This window comes from Magnetospirillum aberrantis SpK, from assembly GCF_011022235.1.
GTDB classification, from domain to species: Bacteria; Pseudomonadota; Alphaproteobacteria; order Rhodospirillales; family Magnetospirillaceae; genus Magnetospirillum; species Magnetospirillum aberrantis.
Window position 1 is genome coordinate 1 of record NZ_JAAIYP010000043.1, and the last position, 15457, is coordinate 15457.

10 protein-coding genes are annotated in these 15457 nt (G+C 64.3%); 2 read left to right on the forward strand and 8 right to left on the reverse strand.

The genetic code is table 11. The features are described 5' to 3' along the window. The 5 genes from G4223_RS16630 to G4223_RS16650 form a co-directional block, all read right to left on the reverse strand. The coding region (locus G4223_RS16630; protein WP_163682069.1) for a methyl-accepting chemotaxis protein at positions 1-1572 on the reverse strand (1572 nt) is incomplete at its 3' end. A gap of 28 nt (positions 1573-1600) precedes the next feature. Next, positions 1601-2080 (reverse strand): chemotaxis protein CheW, encoded by a 480-nt coding sequence (locus G4223_RS16635; RefSeq protein ID WP_163682071.1) that lies wholly within the window; start codon positions 2078-2080, stop codon positions 1601-1603. 113 nt (positions 2081-2193) lie between these two features. After that, complete coding sequence (locus G4223_RS16640; protein ID WP_163682073.1) at positions 2194-4362, reverse strand: chemotaxis protein CheA; 2169 nt, start codon at positions 4360-4362, stop codon at positions 2194-2196. 39 nt (positions 4363-4401) lie between these two features. After that, on the reverse strand, positions 4402-4767 hold the full coding sequence (locus G4223_RS16645) for a response regulator (protein WP_163682075.1): 366 nt from the start codon (positions 4765-4767) through the stop codon (positions 4402-4404). 13 nt (positions 4768-4780) lie between these two features. Then, positions 4781-5092 carry a hypothetical protein gene (locus tag G4223_RS16650; protein ID WP_163682077.1) on the reverse strand — a complete coding sequence of 104 codons (312 nt, stop codon included), beginning with the start codon at positions 5090-5092 and terminating at the stop codon, positions 4781-4783. A gap of 123 nt (positions 5093-5215) precedes the next feature. Here G4223_RS16650 and G4223_RS16655 point away from each other — a divergent pair, with 123 nt between their 5' ends. Beyond that, positions 5216-5602 (forward strand): PAS domain-containing protein, encoded by a 387-nt coding sequence (locus G4223_RS16655; RefSeq protein WP_163682079.1) that lies wholly within the window; start codon positions 5216-5218, stop codon positions 5600-5602. Positions 5603-5714: 112 nt separating this feature from the next. On the opposite strand, the gene G4223_RS16660 is transcribed toward G4223_RS16655, so the two are convergent. The 3 genes from G4223_RS16660 to G4223_RS16670 form a co-directional block, all read right to left on the reverse strand. Beyond that, positions 5715-7184: a methyl-accepting chemotaxis protein gene (locus G4223_RS16660; protein ID WP_163682081.1), complete on the reverse strand. Its 1470-nt coding sequence runs from the start codon at positions 7182-7184 to the stop codon at positions 5715-5717. A gap of 160 nt (positions 7185-7344) precedes the next feature. Beyond that, positions 7345-9546, reverse strand: a complete 2202-nt coding sequence (locus G4223_RS16665) for a sensor histidine kinase (protein ID WP_163682083.1) — start codon at positions 9544-9546, stop codon at positions 7345-7347. A gap of 2 nt (positions 9547-9548) precedes the next feature. Continuing rightward, positions 9549-10538 carry an ABC transporter substrate binding protein gene (locus G4223_RS16670; protein WP_163682085.1) on the reverse strand — a complete coding sequence of 330 codons (990 nt, stop codon included), beginning with the start codon at positions 10536-10538 and terminating at the stop codon, positions 9549-9551. A 259-nt stretch (positions 10539-10797) separates the two neighbouring features. On the opposite strand from G4223_RS16670, the gene gltB reads away from it, so the two are divergent. Then, positions 10798-15456, forward strand: a complete 4659-nt coding sequence (gene gltB, locus G4223_RS16675; protein WP_163682088.1) for a glutamate synthase large subunit — start codon at positions 10798-10800, stop codon at positions 15454-15456. Position 15457 lies beyond the last annotated feature (1 nt).

Below are 15457 nucleotides of genomic sequence, written 5' to 3' on the forward strand. Positions count from 1 at the left end.
TGCGCTGGCCTGCTGTTCAGAACGTTCCGACAAATCCTGCGACCCGGCCGCCACCTCGGCCGCCGCCGAGCCGATCTGCCCGGCGGAGGAATTGATGTTGGTGACGATCTCGAACAGCTTGTCGGCGGTCTGGTTGACGTCGCCCTTGAGCTGGCCGAACAGCCCGCCGTAATTGTTGGTGATGCGCCGGGTCAGGTCGCCGCGCGCCACCGCCGCCAGAACTTCGGCAACGTCCTTGAGCGCGATGCCGGTCAGGTTGACCAGATTGTTGACGCCCTCGCACAGGTTCAGCAGGAAGCCGTCCTTGCCGGCCAGCTCGATGCGGCGGTCAAGGTCGCCTTCCGACGCCGCCTTGGCCACCTCGGCCACCTCGGCGACGATCGCCGCCTCGCGGCCGCGCTGCTCGGCCTCGGCCTTGGCCTGAGCCTCCCGCGCCGCCTCGGCCTCTTCCTCCATCCGCTTCTTGTCCACCGCGTTCTGCTTGAACACCTGGACCGCCTGGGCCATCTGGCCGATCTCGTCGCCGCGCTCCAGCGCCGGAACGGTGACGTCAAGCCGGCCGCCGGCAAGATCGCCCATGGCGTCGGTCATGCGGTTGATGGGCACCAGGATCGAGCGCGCGATCAGATAGGCCGCGAACAATCCCAGCACCACGGCAAGGGCCGAGGCCACGGCGGCAATGGTGGACCGGCTGTTCATGACCGAGAAGGTCGCTTCTTCGATCAGGCTCAACTGCTTGTTCTGGCGTTCAGCGGCATCGCGGGCCAAGTCGCCGAACTCGGTGGCCAGAACTCCCATGTCCTCGACCAACTTGCGATAGCTGAGCGTGGCGTCGCGCTGGCGGGTGAAGGAATCGCGATAGGATTTGACCCGTCCCAGCAGATCCTCGATCTGCGTGCGGGCATTGCCCATTTCGTTGCGCGAAGCGGTTTCCAGCAGGCTTTGGGCCTCGTTCAATTGCTTGATGGCCAGTTCGGCCTCGGCCTCGTTCATGCGGCCCTGGAAGCGCAGGACCGCCAGACGGGCGGTGCTGAAATGGCTGTCGATGGCGGACAGGCTGACCAGTGCGTCGAAGTTGCGCTCCTGGATCCGCGCGGCAATCAGACGGTCGACGATCGCCGAAGTGTCGCGGCCGATGACGTCGGTGCCTTCGCGCACCAGTCGTTCGCGCTCGGTGCGCAGTTCGATCACCTTGTCGAAGTTTCCGCTGTAGCGTTCGAACAAGATGACCATGCGGTCCATGGCTGCCTTGGTTTCAGCCAGACGGACGCGGGCCGCGACCTCGTTCAGGTCGCGGCGCAAGACGGTGCGCAATTCGTTGGCGCGGTCCAGGGCTTTCTGGTTGCCTTCGTCAACGTACACGAAGATGTTGCGGCGCAGGCCGGCGACGTTGCGGTCGATCTGTTGGATGGCCGAGGTGTTGACCAGCACGCGGGCATAGTCGGCCACGTTGTCGCGAACCGTGGCGAAGCCTAAAAGCGCCACCGCAGCCAACGCGACCAGGAAGGCCAGGACGATGCCGAACCCACCGTAGATCCGGCCTTTGACGGTAAGCCCCTTGTTCTTTTCCATTATCCCGTCTCCCCTGTGTTCTACAGTTTCAGGCCGCAGCGTCGTGGGCGGCATGGAGGTCGCCGCGTAACATGTTCTCAAGATCGAGAAGCGCCACCATGCGCCCCTCGACCGTCACCAGCCCGGACAGGAACCGTGCCCGGTCTGTGCCGTCCATGTCGGGAACCGGCTGGATGGAATCGGCGGCGACGGTAATGATGTCGGCGACCGCGTCCACCAGAAGGCCCAGCACCCGCCTTCCCACCGTCACCACGATGGTGACGTGACGGGCCGTGGCCTGGGTCAGGACACCGCTGAAACGGGCGCGCAGATCGAAGACCGGGATGATGGCGCCGCGCAGGTTGATGACACCGCGCAGATAAGGTGGCGAATCGGGAAGTTCCGTGGTTTCCGTCCATCCCTTGATCTCGCGGATGGCCATGATGTCCACGCCATATTCCTCGTCGCCGATCTTGAAGGAGATGAACTGGCGGACACCGGCCTGGGCGGCTTCGTTGGAGTACGACATGTGGTCTCCTGTGGTTATCCGTGAGCGGCGGTCCAGTGTATCAGGAAAAGGTCATGAAGACTGCGCCGCAATCACCGAGCCGTCAATATCGCGGGAGGGGGATGTTGATTTCCTTACTCGGCCGCGGCGGCGTTGCGGTCGTGGACGGTCAGTCTTTCCCCCATGACGCGCAGGGCTCCCACGTCCAGGATCAGGGCCACGCGGCCATCGCCCAGGATGGTCGCGGCCGAGATACCCTCGACCGGGCGGAAATTGGCGTCGAGCGACTTGATCACCACCTGTTGCTGCCCTAGCAATTCGTCCACCAGAAGGCCGACCCGGTCGCCCCCCTCGGTCTCGACCACCACGACCAACCCTCGGGTGGGGTCGGTGATGGCGTTGCCGATTCCGAACAGGCGGTGCAGCGGGATCAGGCGGATGTATTCGCCGCGCAACGTCAGCACGTCGCCGACGTCCACCAGGAAGCGGGCCTGATGGGCGGCGGGGCGCAGCGATTCGACGATGTTGGTCAACGGCAGCACGTAACGCTGTCCGCCGATCGCCACCAACATGCCGTCCATCACCGCCAGGGTCAGCGGCAACGACAAGATGAAGCGGGAACCGGCGCCCGGCGTGCTTTGCACCACCACGCGGCCCCCCACGTCCTGGATGTTCTTGCGCACCACGTCCATGCCGACGCCGCGGCCCGAAACGTCCGAAACCTCGCTGGCGGTCGAGAAGCCGGGGGCGAAGATCAGCATGTCGACCTGTTCGTCGGTCAATTGCTGGCCGCGTTCCACCAAACCCTTGTCGATGGCCTTTTCCAGCACCCGCTTGCGGTCGATGCCGCGTCCGTCGTCGCTGATCTCGATGATGATGCGGCCCGAGCGGTGCTCGGCGGCGAGGTGGATGGTGCCCTCGGTCGGCTTGCCCACGGCCATGCGTTCCTCGGGCGTTTCCAGGCCGTGATCCAGCGCGTTGCGGATCAGATGGGTCAGGGGATCGGACAATTGTTCGATCACCGTCTTGTCCACCTCGGTATTTTCACCGCTCATGACCAAGCGGGCCTGTTTGCCCAGCTTGGAAGAAAGGTCGCGCACCAGACGCGGCGCCTTGGAGAACAGCGCCTTGACCGGTTGGGCGCGGATCGCCATCACGCTTTCCTGAAGCTCGCGGGTGTGGTGCGAGAGCTCTTGCAATCCCTGGATCAGTTCGGGATGGGATTCGACGGAAAACCCAATGGCTTGCTGTCCCAACATGGCCTGGGTGATGACCAGTTCGCCCACCATGTTGACCAGACGGTCGACCTTGTCCAGATCGACGCGGATCGAGGTGGTGTGCACCTGACCGCCGGCGGCGGCGGCTGGCGTCGGCGCGGCCGTTGCCGGCACGGAAGCGGGTTTCGCCGGCTGTTCGGCGGCGGGTGCGGATTGAGGGGCGAACAGCCCCCAGCCGTCACCTTCGACATCGCCGGCCTGGGAGGCGCCCGCGGCGGGAGCGGCGGTCGGCAGCGGCGCGAACAAGCCCCAGCCGTCGCCTTCCTCGGCGCCCTGGATTTCCTCGATGGTGATGGTGGCGGTGTCGCCGTCCACGAATTCGAACACGTCGGCGATCGCCTGACGGTCCTTGTCGGTGGTCAAGGTAAAGGTCCACGACAAATAGGCCGCCTGGGGGTCCATTTCCGTCAGGCTGGGCATGCGCGAGCGGTCGACCGCCACATCCAGGTCGCCCAGCGCCGCGAGTTCGCGGATCATCAACAACGGGTCGTTGCCGGTGCGCAGCATGGCGAGGGTCGGCTGAAACGCGATCTTGTAGCATTTGAAAACGGAAGCGACGGCCGGGGGTGGGGCGGCCGGCGCCGCTTGGGGGGCGACGGCCTTGGCAGGCAGAGGGGCGACAGGGCCGCCTTCGGTAATGGCGGCAAGCTGGGCCAGGATGTCGGCGCCGTGGTCGGAAGCCAGGGAAACTCCCTCTTGAGCGGCGCGGACGAAGTCACCCAGCACGTCGTTGCCGCGCATCAGCAATTCGGCCAGTTGGGGCGACGGTTCGGCCCGGCCGGAACGCAGGGCGTCCATGGCGGTTTCGAAAACATGGGCGAAATGGACCAGGTCGTCGAACGAAAAGGCCCCGGCGCCCCCCTTGATGGAGTGGACGCAACGGAACACCGCGTTCAAGTCCTCGACCGTGCCGCTCCCGTCCTGAAGACGGCTCAGCGTTTCCTCGGCGCTGGCGAGCAGTTCGGCGCATTCCTCGAAATAGGTCGCCTTGAACTGTGACAGGTCGTACCCCAGGTCGTCGCTCATGCTCGGCTTTCTCCCGCTTGGCCGCTGGCTTGGTGCCGATTAGGGGCAGACCTTGGCGACGATCTGCAACAGTTTGTCGGGGCTGAACGGTTTGACGATCCAGCCGGTGGCGCCGGCGGCGCGGCCTTCGTCCTTCTTGGACTGGTCGCTTTCGGTGGTGAGGATCAAGATGGGGGTGCCGACCTGGGCCGGCAGGGCGCGGATGCGGCGGGTCAGGGTGATGCCGTCCATTTCCGGCATGTTGATGTCGGTGATGATGACGTCGACCTTTTGCCCTTGCAGCACCTTGAGCGCCGCGACGCCGTGCTCGGCTTCAAGCACGGTATAGCCGGCGCCGCGCAAGGTGAAGGAGACCATGTCGCGCATCGTCTTGGAATCGTCGACGGCCAGAACGCTTTTACCCATGAGAAATCCCCTGTCAGGCAATCACTAGAAAATTGTCGAAATCCTCGCCCAGGCCGAGCTGGCGGAACGACGCCTCCAGCATATGGGTGGCGTCCTCGATTTCAAGCCGTCGCGCGGCGGTGCGGAACGCCGGAACGCCGGCCAGGATCACCTGGATGGCGGCGGTACAGATGCGGTCGACCGCCTGACCACGCAAAATCAGGTCGGCGGCGCTGTCTTTCGCCAGGGCGTCGAGCATCAGGTCGCGCAATTCTCCGGCGGCGATCAAATCGACGATTCCGGGCAATTCCACTTCCAACCTGCCGTTGTTGTCCTTGATCTCCATCCCGCTCGACCGCGTTTTCCCTGTGGACCGAAGGTGGATAATACGGCAAATTCTCTTCGGGAGTAAGAGGCGAAGAGTTAGCTTTTAATGCCAACCATCACCACTCAGGCCGGACCGTGGAATATGACGGTCTTTGCCTTTGCCGAGGACGATCCTGAAAACCCGCTGATTCGTGTCGGTGCGGAAGAGGTCGCGCGCTTGTCGTTCGGTGCCGCCGAACTGGACCGCGACGGCAAGGTGGTTGCCTATAACGATACGGAACCCGGAGATTTCGGCGCCAACGCCCCCAGTCTGGTGGGGCGGGATTTTTTCGCGGAAGTGGCGCGGTGGGCCGGAAACGGCCTGATCGTCGAGCAGTTCCGCAAGGGGGTCGCCACCGGCGAACTGAACGTTGTGTTCGATTGCGCGGTGCCTCGGCTTCCCTACAAGGTGCGCATCCACCTCAAGGTTAGCCCCATCCTTGGCACCTTCTGGGTCTTCATCAAGAAGCTGACGCGCAAGAAGCAATAACCATCGGCCTATGGCCGGATGGCGGAAAATAACTCACAAGTCATAGAATCGAAGAGGCTTATCGTCCGATAAGCGGCGGCGGGTTGTCAGCCCATGGTCCGCAGGCGGGCGCTCAGCCCATTGCCCGCAAGCGGGCGAGGTAGTTGTCCACCTCGTTGCGCATGTGGTTGGCCTTGGCGGCCAAAGCGTCGGCGGACCGGTTCAGTTCTCCGGCGGCCGAGGACGACACGCTCAGCGCCTCGATGGCGCTGTTGACCGAACTGGTCACCGCCTTGGCGCCCGATGCGGCTTCGCCCACATGCGAGGCGATGGTGCCGGTGGAGGACGTCTGGGCCTCGACCGCCTGACGCACGTCGGCGGCCACCTGGTTGATGCCCGACACCGCCGCCACGGTGTGGTGGATGGTGTCCACTGCCGTGTTGGTGGCCGTAACCGCTTCGCCGACCGACGAGGCGATGTCGTGGGTGGCCTTGCTGGTCTGTTCCGACAGTTTCTTGATTTCCTGGGCGACCACGGCGAAGCCGCGTCCGGCGGCGCCGGCCCGTGCCGCCTCGATGGTGGCGTTCAGGGCCAGCATGCGGGTCTGGCGGGCGATGACGTCGATGGTTTCGCCGATCTTGCCGATGCGCGAGGCCACGTCCAACAGGCCGCGCATGGCGTCGTCGGTGGCCATGGCCGCTTGGGCCGCCTGTTGGGCGGCGTCCGCCGTACGCACCACGTTGGTACGGATATGTTCGATGGACTGGGCCAGGTCGCTGGTGTTCTGGGCGATGTTGTCGACGCTGAACGAAGCTTCCTCGGCGGCGGCGGCCATGTTGACCGTCTCGTAATCCATGTGCGACAGCCGCGACAGCATTTCGTCCGAATGCGACTTCAGTGTCGCCGCCATGGCGCCGACCTCGTCCACCACGCCCTTGATCGAGCGTTCGAAGCCCATGGCCAGATCGGTGACCGTCTTGGCGCGCGCCTGTTTCGCCGCCTCGAAGTAATCGTGGGTGACCAGCGACACGTCAAGCTGGGCGACCTTGCCCAACGCCTGTGCCAGCCCCTCGAAGCGCCGGTTGCCCTTGAGCATGACCAAGGCCCGTGCCGCGCCGGCCGAGGCCATGGCCTGATACCAACTGGCGCCGAGATCAAGATATGCCAGCATGAAGCCCAATTGCTGGGCGGTGGCGATATAGTCGGCGGTGAACTCGCAGGAATAAAGGTGGCGCCAGTGTTCGACCAGAACGCCGCGCAGAGTGGTTCCGGCGTCGCCGGCCAGCTTTTCCCCGAAAGGCGGAAAACGTGTCACCCATTCAGAGGCGTCGTTCACCAGCATTTCGGTGTTTTTCACCAAGTTTTCGCTGTTGGCGCGGATCAGTTCCTGGGCGTCGGCGTCAACGGCGAACAGATCCAGGTACTGGACGACACGTTCCTTCATGCTGATGCCGGTGGGGGCGGCCGTCGAGGCCGTAGCCGACGTGTCGTCGTCGTCGAAAAAAAGGTCGTCGGAAGCGGCCGAAGGTCCACGATTCCCGCCGGCGGCAGCCTGGGTGGGCGGAGGCGGTGGGTCGTCGAACAGCTCGAAATCGTCACTCATAAGGGAACAACGTCCGTCCTGAAACGTGCTTGGCGTTCGTGATGCGCCGCCAAATAGAGCGCAAGCCACCTCTAGGCGTCGATAGTGTTATCTTTTCCCTTGGCAACCATAGCCAACCTTCGTTGCAAAGGAAAGCGACGTGTTGTCACGGTTCCGGTGATCAGGCGACAGTTTGCGAGGGGGCTGCGGGGACACGCACCGTCACGGTGGTTCCCTTTCCCGGTTGGCTGTCGATACACAGGGAACCGCCGAGCATTTCCGTCAACTTGCGTGACAACGGCAGCCCCAGACCCGATCCGGGGAAGCGGCGGGATCGCGACGAATCGATTTGGCCGAAGGCTTCGAACGCGCGTGGGATGTCTTCGGCGGTGATGCCGATGCCGGTGTCGCGGACGCGCAACGCCACCATGTTGTCCTCAATGGTCGCGGACAAGGTGACGCTTCCGCCTTCGGGTGTGAACTTGACGGCGTTGGACAAGAGGTTGAGCAGCACCTGCAACAGGCGCCGTTCGTCGGCGGCCACCGGCGGCAGGTCGTCGGGCAGGCGGACGGACAGGCGCAATCCGTTCGCCAGGGCGGAATCGCGGGTCATGCTGAGGGCGCGTTCGACCACCGGGCCCAGGTCCAGGGGGTGGCGGTCGACCTCCATGGCGCCGGCCTCGATCTTGGACAGGTCCAGGATGTCGTTGATCAGCGACAGCAGATGTTGGCCGGAATTGTAGATGTCGCGCACGTATTCGCGATAACGCGGGTTCTCGACCTCACCGAAGACGCCGCTGACCATGGTGTCGGAAAATCCGATGATGGCGTTGAGCGGGGTGCGCAATTCGTGGCTCATGGCGGCCAGGAAATCGCTCTTGGCCTGGGCGGCGCTTTCGGCTTGGGCCTTGGCCTTGCGCAGTTCCTCCTCGCCGACCTTGAGGTCGGTGATGTCGGTATAAAGCGCCACCATCTGACCGCTGTTGGTGCGGCGTTCGTTGACCAAAAGCCAACGGCCCGACGACAGGTGTTGGATATGCGGCGTCTCGGTGGCGCGAAGCCGTTGACGTTGCTCCAGCCAATCCTCGGACTTGTCGACGTCGCAGGCCAGGCCAAGCCGGGCGGCAGCTTCGAGCAGGATACGGAACGGCAGTCCCTGACGGGCCAGATGGGCGATTTCGGGATAGAAATCATAGAAGCGGTGGTTGGCGATGATCACCTTGTCGTCGGCGTCGCACAACACGAAGCCTTCGGAAATGCTTTCGATGGCCTCGCGCAGGTGGGCCTGGGCGGTCGACAGGTCACGGGTTCGGGAATCGACCCGCGCCTCCAGCGTCGACACCAGTTCAACCAGTCGGGCGGTCATGGTGTTGAAGGCACGGGCCAGGTCGCCGATTTCGTCGGAACGGTTCTCGCCATCGGCCCGGTGCGAAAGGTCGCCGGCGGCGATGCGGGCGGCGACGCCGGCCAGTCGTTGGACGGGCTTGATGATCGCCTGGCTTGCAACCAGGGCCAGGATCAGTGCCGCGACCAAGGCGCCGGCGATGATGGCCAAGGTGGCGACGGCGGTGCGCAACGGCAGCGACAGGGCGGTGGTCAGCGGTTGTTCGGCGACCACGACCAGTTCCCGCGCTCCGGCGACCAGGGTCATCCGTGCGGCCAGGACCTTGTCGCCGGTGATGCCCGTGGTGATGCCGTTCCGGCGGGGCAGGGTGACGCGGGTGCCGCCTAGCACCACCGAAGGGTTGGGATGCGCCACCACCAGGCCGTTGGGGTCGGTGACGTAGATCAGGGTGTCGTCATGGGCGGCATGCAGGCGGCCGACCACTTCCCACATGTGTTTCAGGCGAAGTCGCGCCACCAGGACGCCGGTGACAACGCCGCTTCGTGGATCGCGTTCCGGCACCGACACCGCCATCAGGGGTTCGGCGCTGGTCGCGTCGATTTCGATGGGGCCGAAGGAGACGTTGCCGCTGGCTCGTGGGTTTTCAAACTCGGGCAAGCGGGAGCGGGTGCCCAGGTCGTTTTCGTCGTGCACGTGATAAAGCGAGACCCGTGTCCGTTCCCGGCCTTCGCCGTCAAGCCAGGCCAAGTCCGCCAACTGTCGTTCCCAAGCCAGCAATTCACCCAGCATCTTGCGCTGTTCGGCGGTGGCAAGGTGGGCCAGCCCCTTGATCCGCACCATCATTTGCAACTCGCGGACCAGACTTGCGACGTGGGCCTCGACCTCGCGCGCGGCCAAGGTGGCGTCTTGTTGCTGTTCCGCCAGCTTTTGTTCGTAGGCGGAATCATAGGCTGCCCGTGTCAGCACCACGCCGGCCGCCGCCAGCGGCAACACCGCCAACAGGATGATCGCCAAGGCCAGGCGTTGCTTGAGCCTCATGCCTATTCCCCAGCTTGCCCGACGATGACCGCATGCCGCAACAGGTCGTCGGGAACGGTGATTCCCAACAGATCGGCGACGGTCAGGTTGACGGACAATTTCATCTCGGCGATTTCGATGGGCAGGTCGGCGGCGGGTGTGCCCCTGAGGATCAGGTCGGCCAAGCGGGCTCCCTGTTTTCCCAAGGTGTCGATGTCGAACCCATACGAGAAAAGCGCACCTTGTTCAACGCCGTTGAGGTGCGGCGTGGTGATCGGCAACCGACGCGCGAGTGCGGCGTTTGCGATAGCCCGGACGTTGCTGGACAGGCGGATGTCCGGGGGGATGAAGATGGCGTCGACGTCGCGCGGCAGCGATTCCAGGCCCTTGAGCAGGTCGCGGATGTTGTGGACATCCTGTGTCAGCACGGTCAGACCCAGTTTCTCCGCAACGGGGCGCAGTCGTGCGACGATCGCCGTCGGGCTGGGGTCCGAGGGGTCGAAGGGAATCCAGATGCGGCGGGCGGTGGGGGCGATGCGGGCCAGATATTCCAGCCGTCGGGCTTCCTGCGCCGCGAAGGTGATGCCGGTGATGTTCTGGCCGGGATGGATGTTACCGGATACCAAGCCGACGGCCACCGGATCGCTGGCCGGGATCATCAGTAACGGAATTCCTAAAGGCTTGGCGATATCGCGGGTCGCCAACGCCGCCTGGGTGGTCAAGGTGACCACCAGGTCGGTGTTCCGGTCGATGGTGTTGCGCGCCTCGTCGGCCAGCGTTTCGCTGGAAAAGGCCGGAGGAGCGGTCACGAAGCGGATGTTCTCGCCCTCGGTCCATCCCCGTTCGGCCAGTCCCATGCGCAACCCGTCGGCGACCTTGGAATTGGCGGGGTGGCCGCCGATGATCAGCACTGTCTTGGGTCGCGGATGCGTCGCGACAATCACGGCCGCGCCCAACGCCAAAGCGCAGACGGTCGCGAAGAACAGGCCGGCGATACGCTTTGCTCTTGTCACGAAGGGGCTCCCTACCCTGAGGGGCAGTATGCCACAGCTCATCTTTGGGTTATAGGGAGCAGCCTTGCCGAGGTGTGTTTTCCTTGGCGTGGCACGGCGAATGCCGTATGAAGTCACCTTTGCGCCGGAGGGGCTGGGGCGTGCGCGTATTCCTATGGGGATACGTTAAGGGCCGCGTCTCCATATTTTAAAACTATGAAAAAGGTCGTGTGCCGGGGGCCGCCGCTTTCGTCCGCGATTGAGAGGAACCGAGCGTCAGATGAGCGGATTGCCAGAAGTGCAGGGACTTTACGACCCGCAGTATGAACACGACGCTTGCGGCGTCGGCTTCATTGCCGACATCAAGAACCGCAAGTCGCACGAGATCATCCAGCAGGGCCTGGAAATCCTCAAAAACCTGACCCATCGCGGCGCGGTCGGCGCCGATCCGCTGGCAGGTGACGGTGCCGGCATCCTGATTCAACTGCCCGAAGCCTTCTTGCGCGCCGAGGCTGCCGCCAATGGTGTTTCCCTGCCCGAGGCCGGCGCTTGGGGTGTGGGCAGCGTGTTCCTGCCCAAGGACAAGGCGTTGCGCGCCGCTTGCGAAAGCATGGTCGAACGTCTGGTCAAGGCCGAGGGCCAGACCGTCCTCGGCTGGCGCGACGTTCCCGTGGATGCTTCGTGCCTGGGCGAGACGGTGAAGCCGACCGAGCCCCATGTGCGCATGATCTTCGTCGGCCGTGGCGCCAACTGCCCGGACCAGGACGCTTTCGAACGCAAGCTGTTCGTCATCCGCAAGCAGGCCGAGAACCGTGTTCCGGCCGGTGCCGACAAGGATTTCTATCTGCCGTCGCTGTCGTCGCGCACCCTGGTCTACAAGGGCATGTTGCTGGCCGATCAGGTGGGGGTGTATTACCGCGATCTGCTCGATCCGCGCATGACCTCGGCCCTGGCCCTCGTCCACCAGCGTTTTTCGACCAACACCTTCCCCAGCTGGCGTCTGGCCCATCCGTTCCGCATGATTTCGCACAACGGTGAAATCAACACCCTGCGCGGCAACGTCAACTGGATGAACGCCCGCCGTCGCGCCATGAGCAGCCCGGTGCTGGGCGACGATCTGGCCAAGCTGTTCCCGCTGATCGCCGAGGGACAGTCGGACACCGCGTGTTTCGACAACGCGCTCGAATTGCTGACCATGGGCGGCTATTCCCTGGCGCACGCCATGATGATGCTGGTGCCCGAAGCCTGGGCCGGCAACCCGTTGATGGACGAGAAGCGCCGCGCCTTCTACGAATACCACGCAGCCTTGATGGAGCCGTGGGACGGTCCGGCCGCCCTGTGCTTCACTGATGGCCGGATGATCGGCGCGACCCTGGACCGCAACGGTCTGCGTCCCGCCCGCTACCTGATCACCGAGGACGACAAGTTCCTGTTGGCGTCCGAGATGGGCGTGCTGCCCATTCCCGAGGACAAGATCGTCAAGAAGTGGCGTCTCCAGCCCGGCAAGATGTTGCTGATCGACCTGGAGAACGGCCGCCTGATCGACGATTCCGAGATCAAGTCCCAGTTGGCCGGCGAGAAGCCCTACCAGCAATGGCTGGACGAAGCCCAGATGGTGCTTGAGGAGCTCGAGATCGAGGTCGAACCCAAGGGTTTCGAACAGGAGACGCTGCTCGATCGCCAACAGGTGTTCGGCTATACCCAGGAAGACCTGAAGTTCCTGTTGCAGCCCATCGCGGTGACCGGCCAGGAGGCCATCGGTTCCATGGGGACTGATACGCCGGTGGCGGTGCTGTCGGACAAGCCCAAGAACCTGTTCAACTATTTCCAGCAATGCTTCGCCCAGGTGACCAATCCGCCGATCGATTCGATCCGCGAGGAATCGGTCATGAGCCTGGTCAGCCTGATCGGCCCGCGCCCCAACCTGCTGGAGCGCAACGACGACGCTCCCGAGAGCAAGCGGCTCGAGGTCAAGCAGCCGATCCTGACCAACGAGGATCTGGAGAAGATCCGCCGCATCGAACAGGTGCCCAATTCCGGCTTCCGGTCGGTGACCCTGGACATCACCTGGCCGGCCAGCTCGGGGGCCGCCGGCATGGAAAAGGCCATCGACTGCCTGTGCCGCGACGCCCAGTCCCGCGTGGGCGAGGGCTACAACATCCTGATCCTGTCGGACCGCAAGGTGTCGGCCGACCGCATTCCGGTGCCGTCGCTTCTGGCGGTGTCGGCGGTGCACCACCACCTGATCCGCGAGGGTCTGCGGACCCAGGTCGGTCTAGTGATCGAGACCGGCGAAGCGCGTGAAATCCACCACATGTGCTGTCTGGCCGGTTATGGCGCCGAGGCGATCAACCCTTACCTCGCCTTCGAGACGCTGGAATCCATGCGTCCGACCCTGCCCGAGCCGCTGTCCGGCTACGAGGTGCAGAAGCGCTTCATCAAGGGGATGGACAAGGCCATCCTCAAGGTGATGGCCAAGATGGGCATCTCCACCTATCAATCTTATTGCGGCGCTCAGATTTTCGACGCGGTGGGCCTGTCCACTCCGTTCCTCGACAAGTATTTCGCCGGCACCAAGGGCCGGATCGAGGGTGTCGGTCTGGCCGAGGTGGCCGAGGAATCGGTGCGCCGGCACAAGCTGGCCTATTCCGACGCGCCCGTTTACAAGAACGCGCTCGACGTCGGCGGCGAATACGCCTGGCGCAACCGCGGCGAGGAGCATGCCTGGACGTCCGAAACCATCCAGGCCATGCAGCACGCGGTGCGGTCCAACAATTACGACACCTTCAAGCAGTTCTCGCGGACCATCGACGAACAATCCAAACGTCTGTTGACGCTTCGCGGCCTGTTCGACATCAAGCCGGCGGGCAACGGCATCCCGCTCGAGGACGTCGAACCGGCCAGCGAGATCGTCAAGCGTTTCGCCACCGGCGCCATGTCCATGGGCTCGATCTCGGCCGAGGCGCACTCGACCCTGGCAGTGGCCATGAACCGCATCGGCGGCAAGTCCAACACCGGCGAGGGCGGCGAGGATCCGGCGCGCTTCAAGCCGCTGGCCAACGGCGATTCCATGCGCTCGGCCATCAAGCAGGTGGCGTCGGGCCGTTTCGGCGTCACCGCCGAATATCTGGTCAACGCCGACGACATCCAGATCAAGATGGCCCAGGGCGCCAAGCCCGGCGAGGGCGGGCAATTGCCCGGCCACAAGGTAGACCAGTTCGTCGCCCGGCTGCGTCACTCGACCCCCGGCGTCGGCCTGATCAGCCCGCCGCCGCACCACGACATCTATTCGATCGAGGATCTGGCGCAGCTGATTTTCGACCTGAAGAACGTCAACCCCGAAGCCCGCATCTCGGTCAAGCTGGTGTCCGAGTTGGGCGTCGGCACCGTCGCCGCCGGCGTGTCCAAGGCCAAGGCCGACCACGTCACCATCTCGGGCTTCGATGGCGGCACCGGCGCTTCGCCGCTGACCTCGATCAAGCATGCCGGCAGCCCGTGGGAAATCGGCTTGGCCGAAACCCACCAGACCCTGGTGTTGAACAACCTGCGTAAGCGTATCGCGGTTCAGGTGGACGGCGCCTTGCGCACCGGTCGCGACGTGATCGTCGGCGCGCTGCTGGGAGCCGACGAATTCGGCTTCGCCACCGCGCCGTTGATCGCCGCCGGCTGTATCATGATGCGCAAGTGCCACCTCAACACCTGCCCGGTGGGTGTCGCCACCCAGGACCCGGAATTGCGCAAGAAGTTCAAGGGCCAGCCCGAGCACGTCATCAACTACTTCTTCTTCGTCGCCGAGGAAGTGCGCGAGTGGATGGCTCGTCTGGGCTTCCGCACCATGCAGGAGATGATCGGCCGCTCCGACCTGCTCGACACCAACAAGGCGATCGAGCATTGGAAGGCTTCGGGTCTGGACTTCTCGCGCCTGTTCCACAAGGTGGACGCCAAGGGCGACAAGGTGTTCAACTGCGAGAATCAGGAACACGACGTCGATGCCGTCCTGGATCGCCAGCTGATCGCCGAGGCGCAGCCGGCCATCAAGAACAAGACGCCGGTCAAGATCGCCAAGGCCGTGCACAATTACGACCGTTCCGTCGGCGCCATGCTGGGCGGTGCGGTGGCCAAGGCGCACGGAGCCGAGGGGCTGGCCGACGACAGCATTCAGGTCAAATTGACCGGCACCGCCGGCCAGTCGTTCGGCGCTTTCGCGGCGCGCGGCGTGACCATCGAGTTGGAAGGCGAGGGGAACGACTATGTCGGCAAGGGCCTGTCGGGCGGCAAGCTGATCATCTATCCGCCCAAGTCGTCCAAGATCGTGCCGGAAGACAACATCATCGTCGGCAACACCGTGCTCTACGGCGCCACCGAGGGTGAGGTGTATTTCCGCGGCGTCGGCGGCGAGCGCTTCGCCGTGCGCAACTCGGGCGCCATCGCGGTGGTCGAGGGCGTGGGCGACCATGGCTGCGAATACATGACCGGCGGTTGTGTCCTGGTGATCGGCCCGACGGGTCGCAACTTCGCGGCCGGCATGTCGGGGGGCGTCGCCTATGTGCTGGACGAGGCCGGCGACTTCGCCAAGCGTTGCAACATGGCCATGGTCGAACTGGAACCGGTGACGGCCGAGGAAGAGGCGATGGCCAAGCACGAAGGCCTCAGCCACGACCTCGAGACCCACGGCCGGGTGGAAATCCTGGGCGACATGACCCGTGGTGACGCCGACCGTATCCAGGCGCTGTTGCGCAACCACATCCACTACACCGGGTCCAAACGGGCCCACGAGATCCTGCTTAACTGGGAATACTACATGCCCAAGTTCGTCAAGGTGATGCCGGTGGACTATCGCCGCGCCCTGGAGGAAATGGCTCAGGCTCAGGCCCCCAAGGTCGCCGTCGGCGGTACGACGGTCTCACGGTCTTCGACCGCAGGTGAGGGAGGCCGCTGAA

Excerpts from the sequence above, each read along its gene's own strand:
- G4223_RS16635 (WP_163682071.1), bottom strand. The coding sequence starts at position 2,080 with ATGTCGTACTCCAACGAAGCCGCCCAGGCCGGTGTCCGCCAGTTCATC.
- G4223_RS16640 (WP_163682073.1), bottom strand. The coding sequence starts at position 4,362 with ATGAGCGACGACCTGGGGTACGACCTGTCACAGTTCAAGGCGACCTAT.
- G4223_RS16645 (WP_163682075.1), bottom strand. The coding sequence starts at position 4,767 with ATGGGTAAAAGCGTTCTGGCCGTCGACGATTCCAAGACGATGCGCGAC.
- G4223_RS16650 (WP_163682077.1), bottom strand. The coding sequence starts at position 5,092 with ATGGAGATCAAGGACAACAACGGCAGGTTGGAAGTGGAATTGCCCGGA.
- G4223_RS16655 (WP_163682079.1), top strand. The coding sequence starts at position 5,216 with ATGACGGTCTTTGCCTTTGCCGAGGACGATCCTGAAAACCCGCTGATT.
- G4223_RS16660 (WP_163682081.1), bottom strand. The coding sequence starts at position 7,184 with ATGAGTGACGATTTCGAGCTGTTCGACGACCCACCGCCTCCGCCCACC.
- G4223_RS16665 (WP_163682083.1), bottom strand. The coding sequence starts at position 9,546 with ATGAGGCTCAAGCAACGCCTGGCCTTGGCGATCATCCTGTTGGCGGTG.
- gltB (WP_163682088.1), top strand. The coding sequence starts at position 10,798 with ATGAGCGGATTGCCAGAAGTGCAGGGACTTTACGACCCGCAGTATGAA.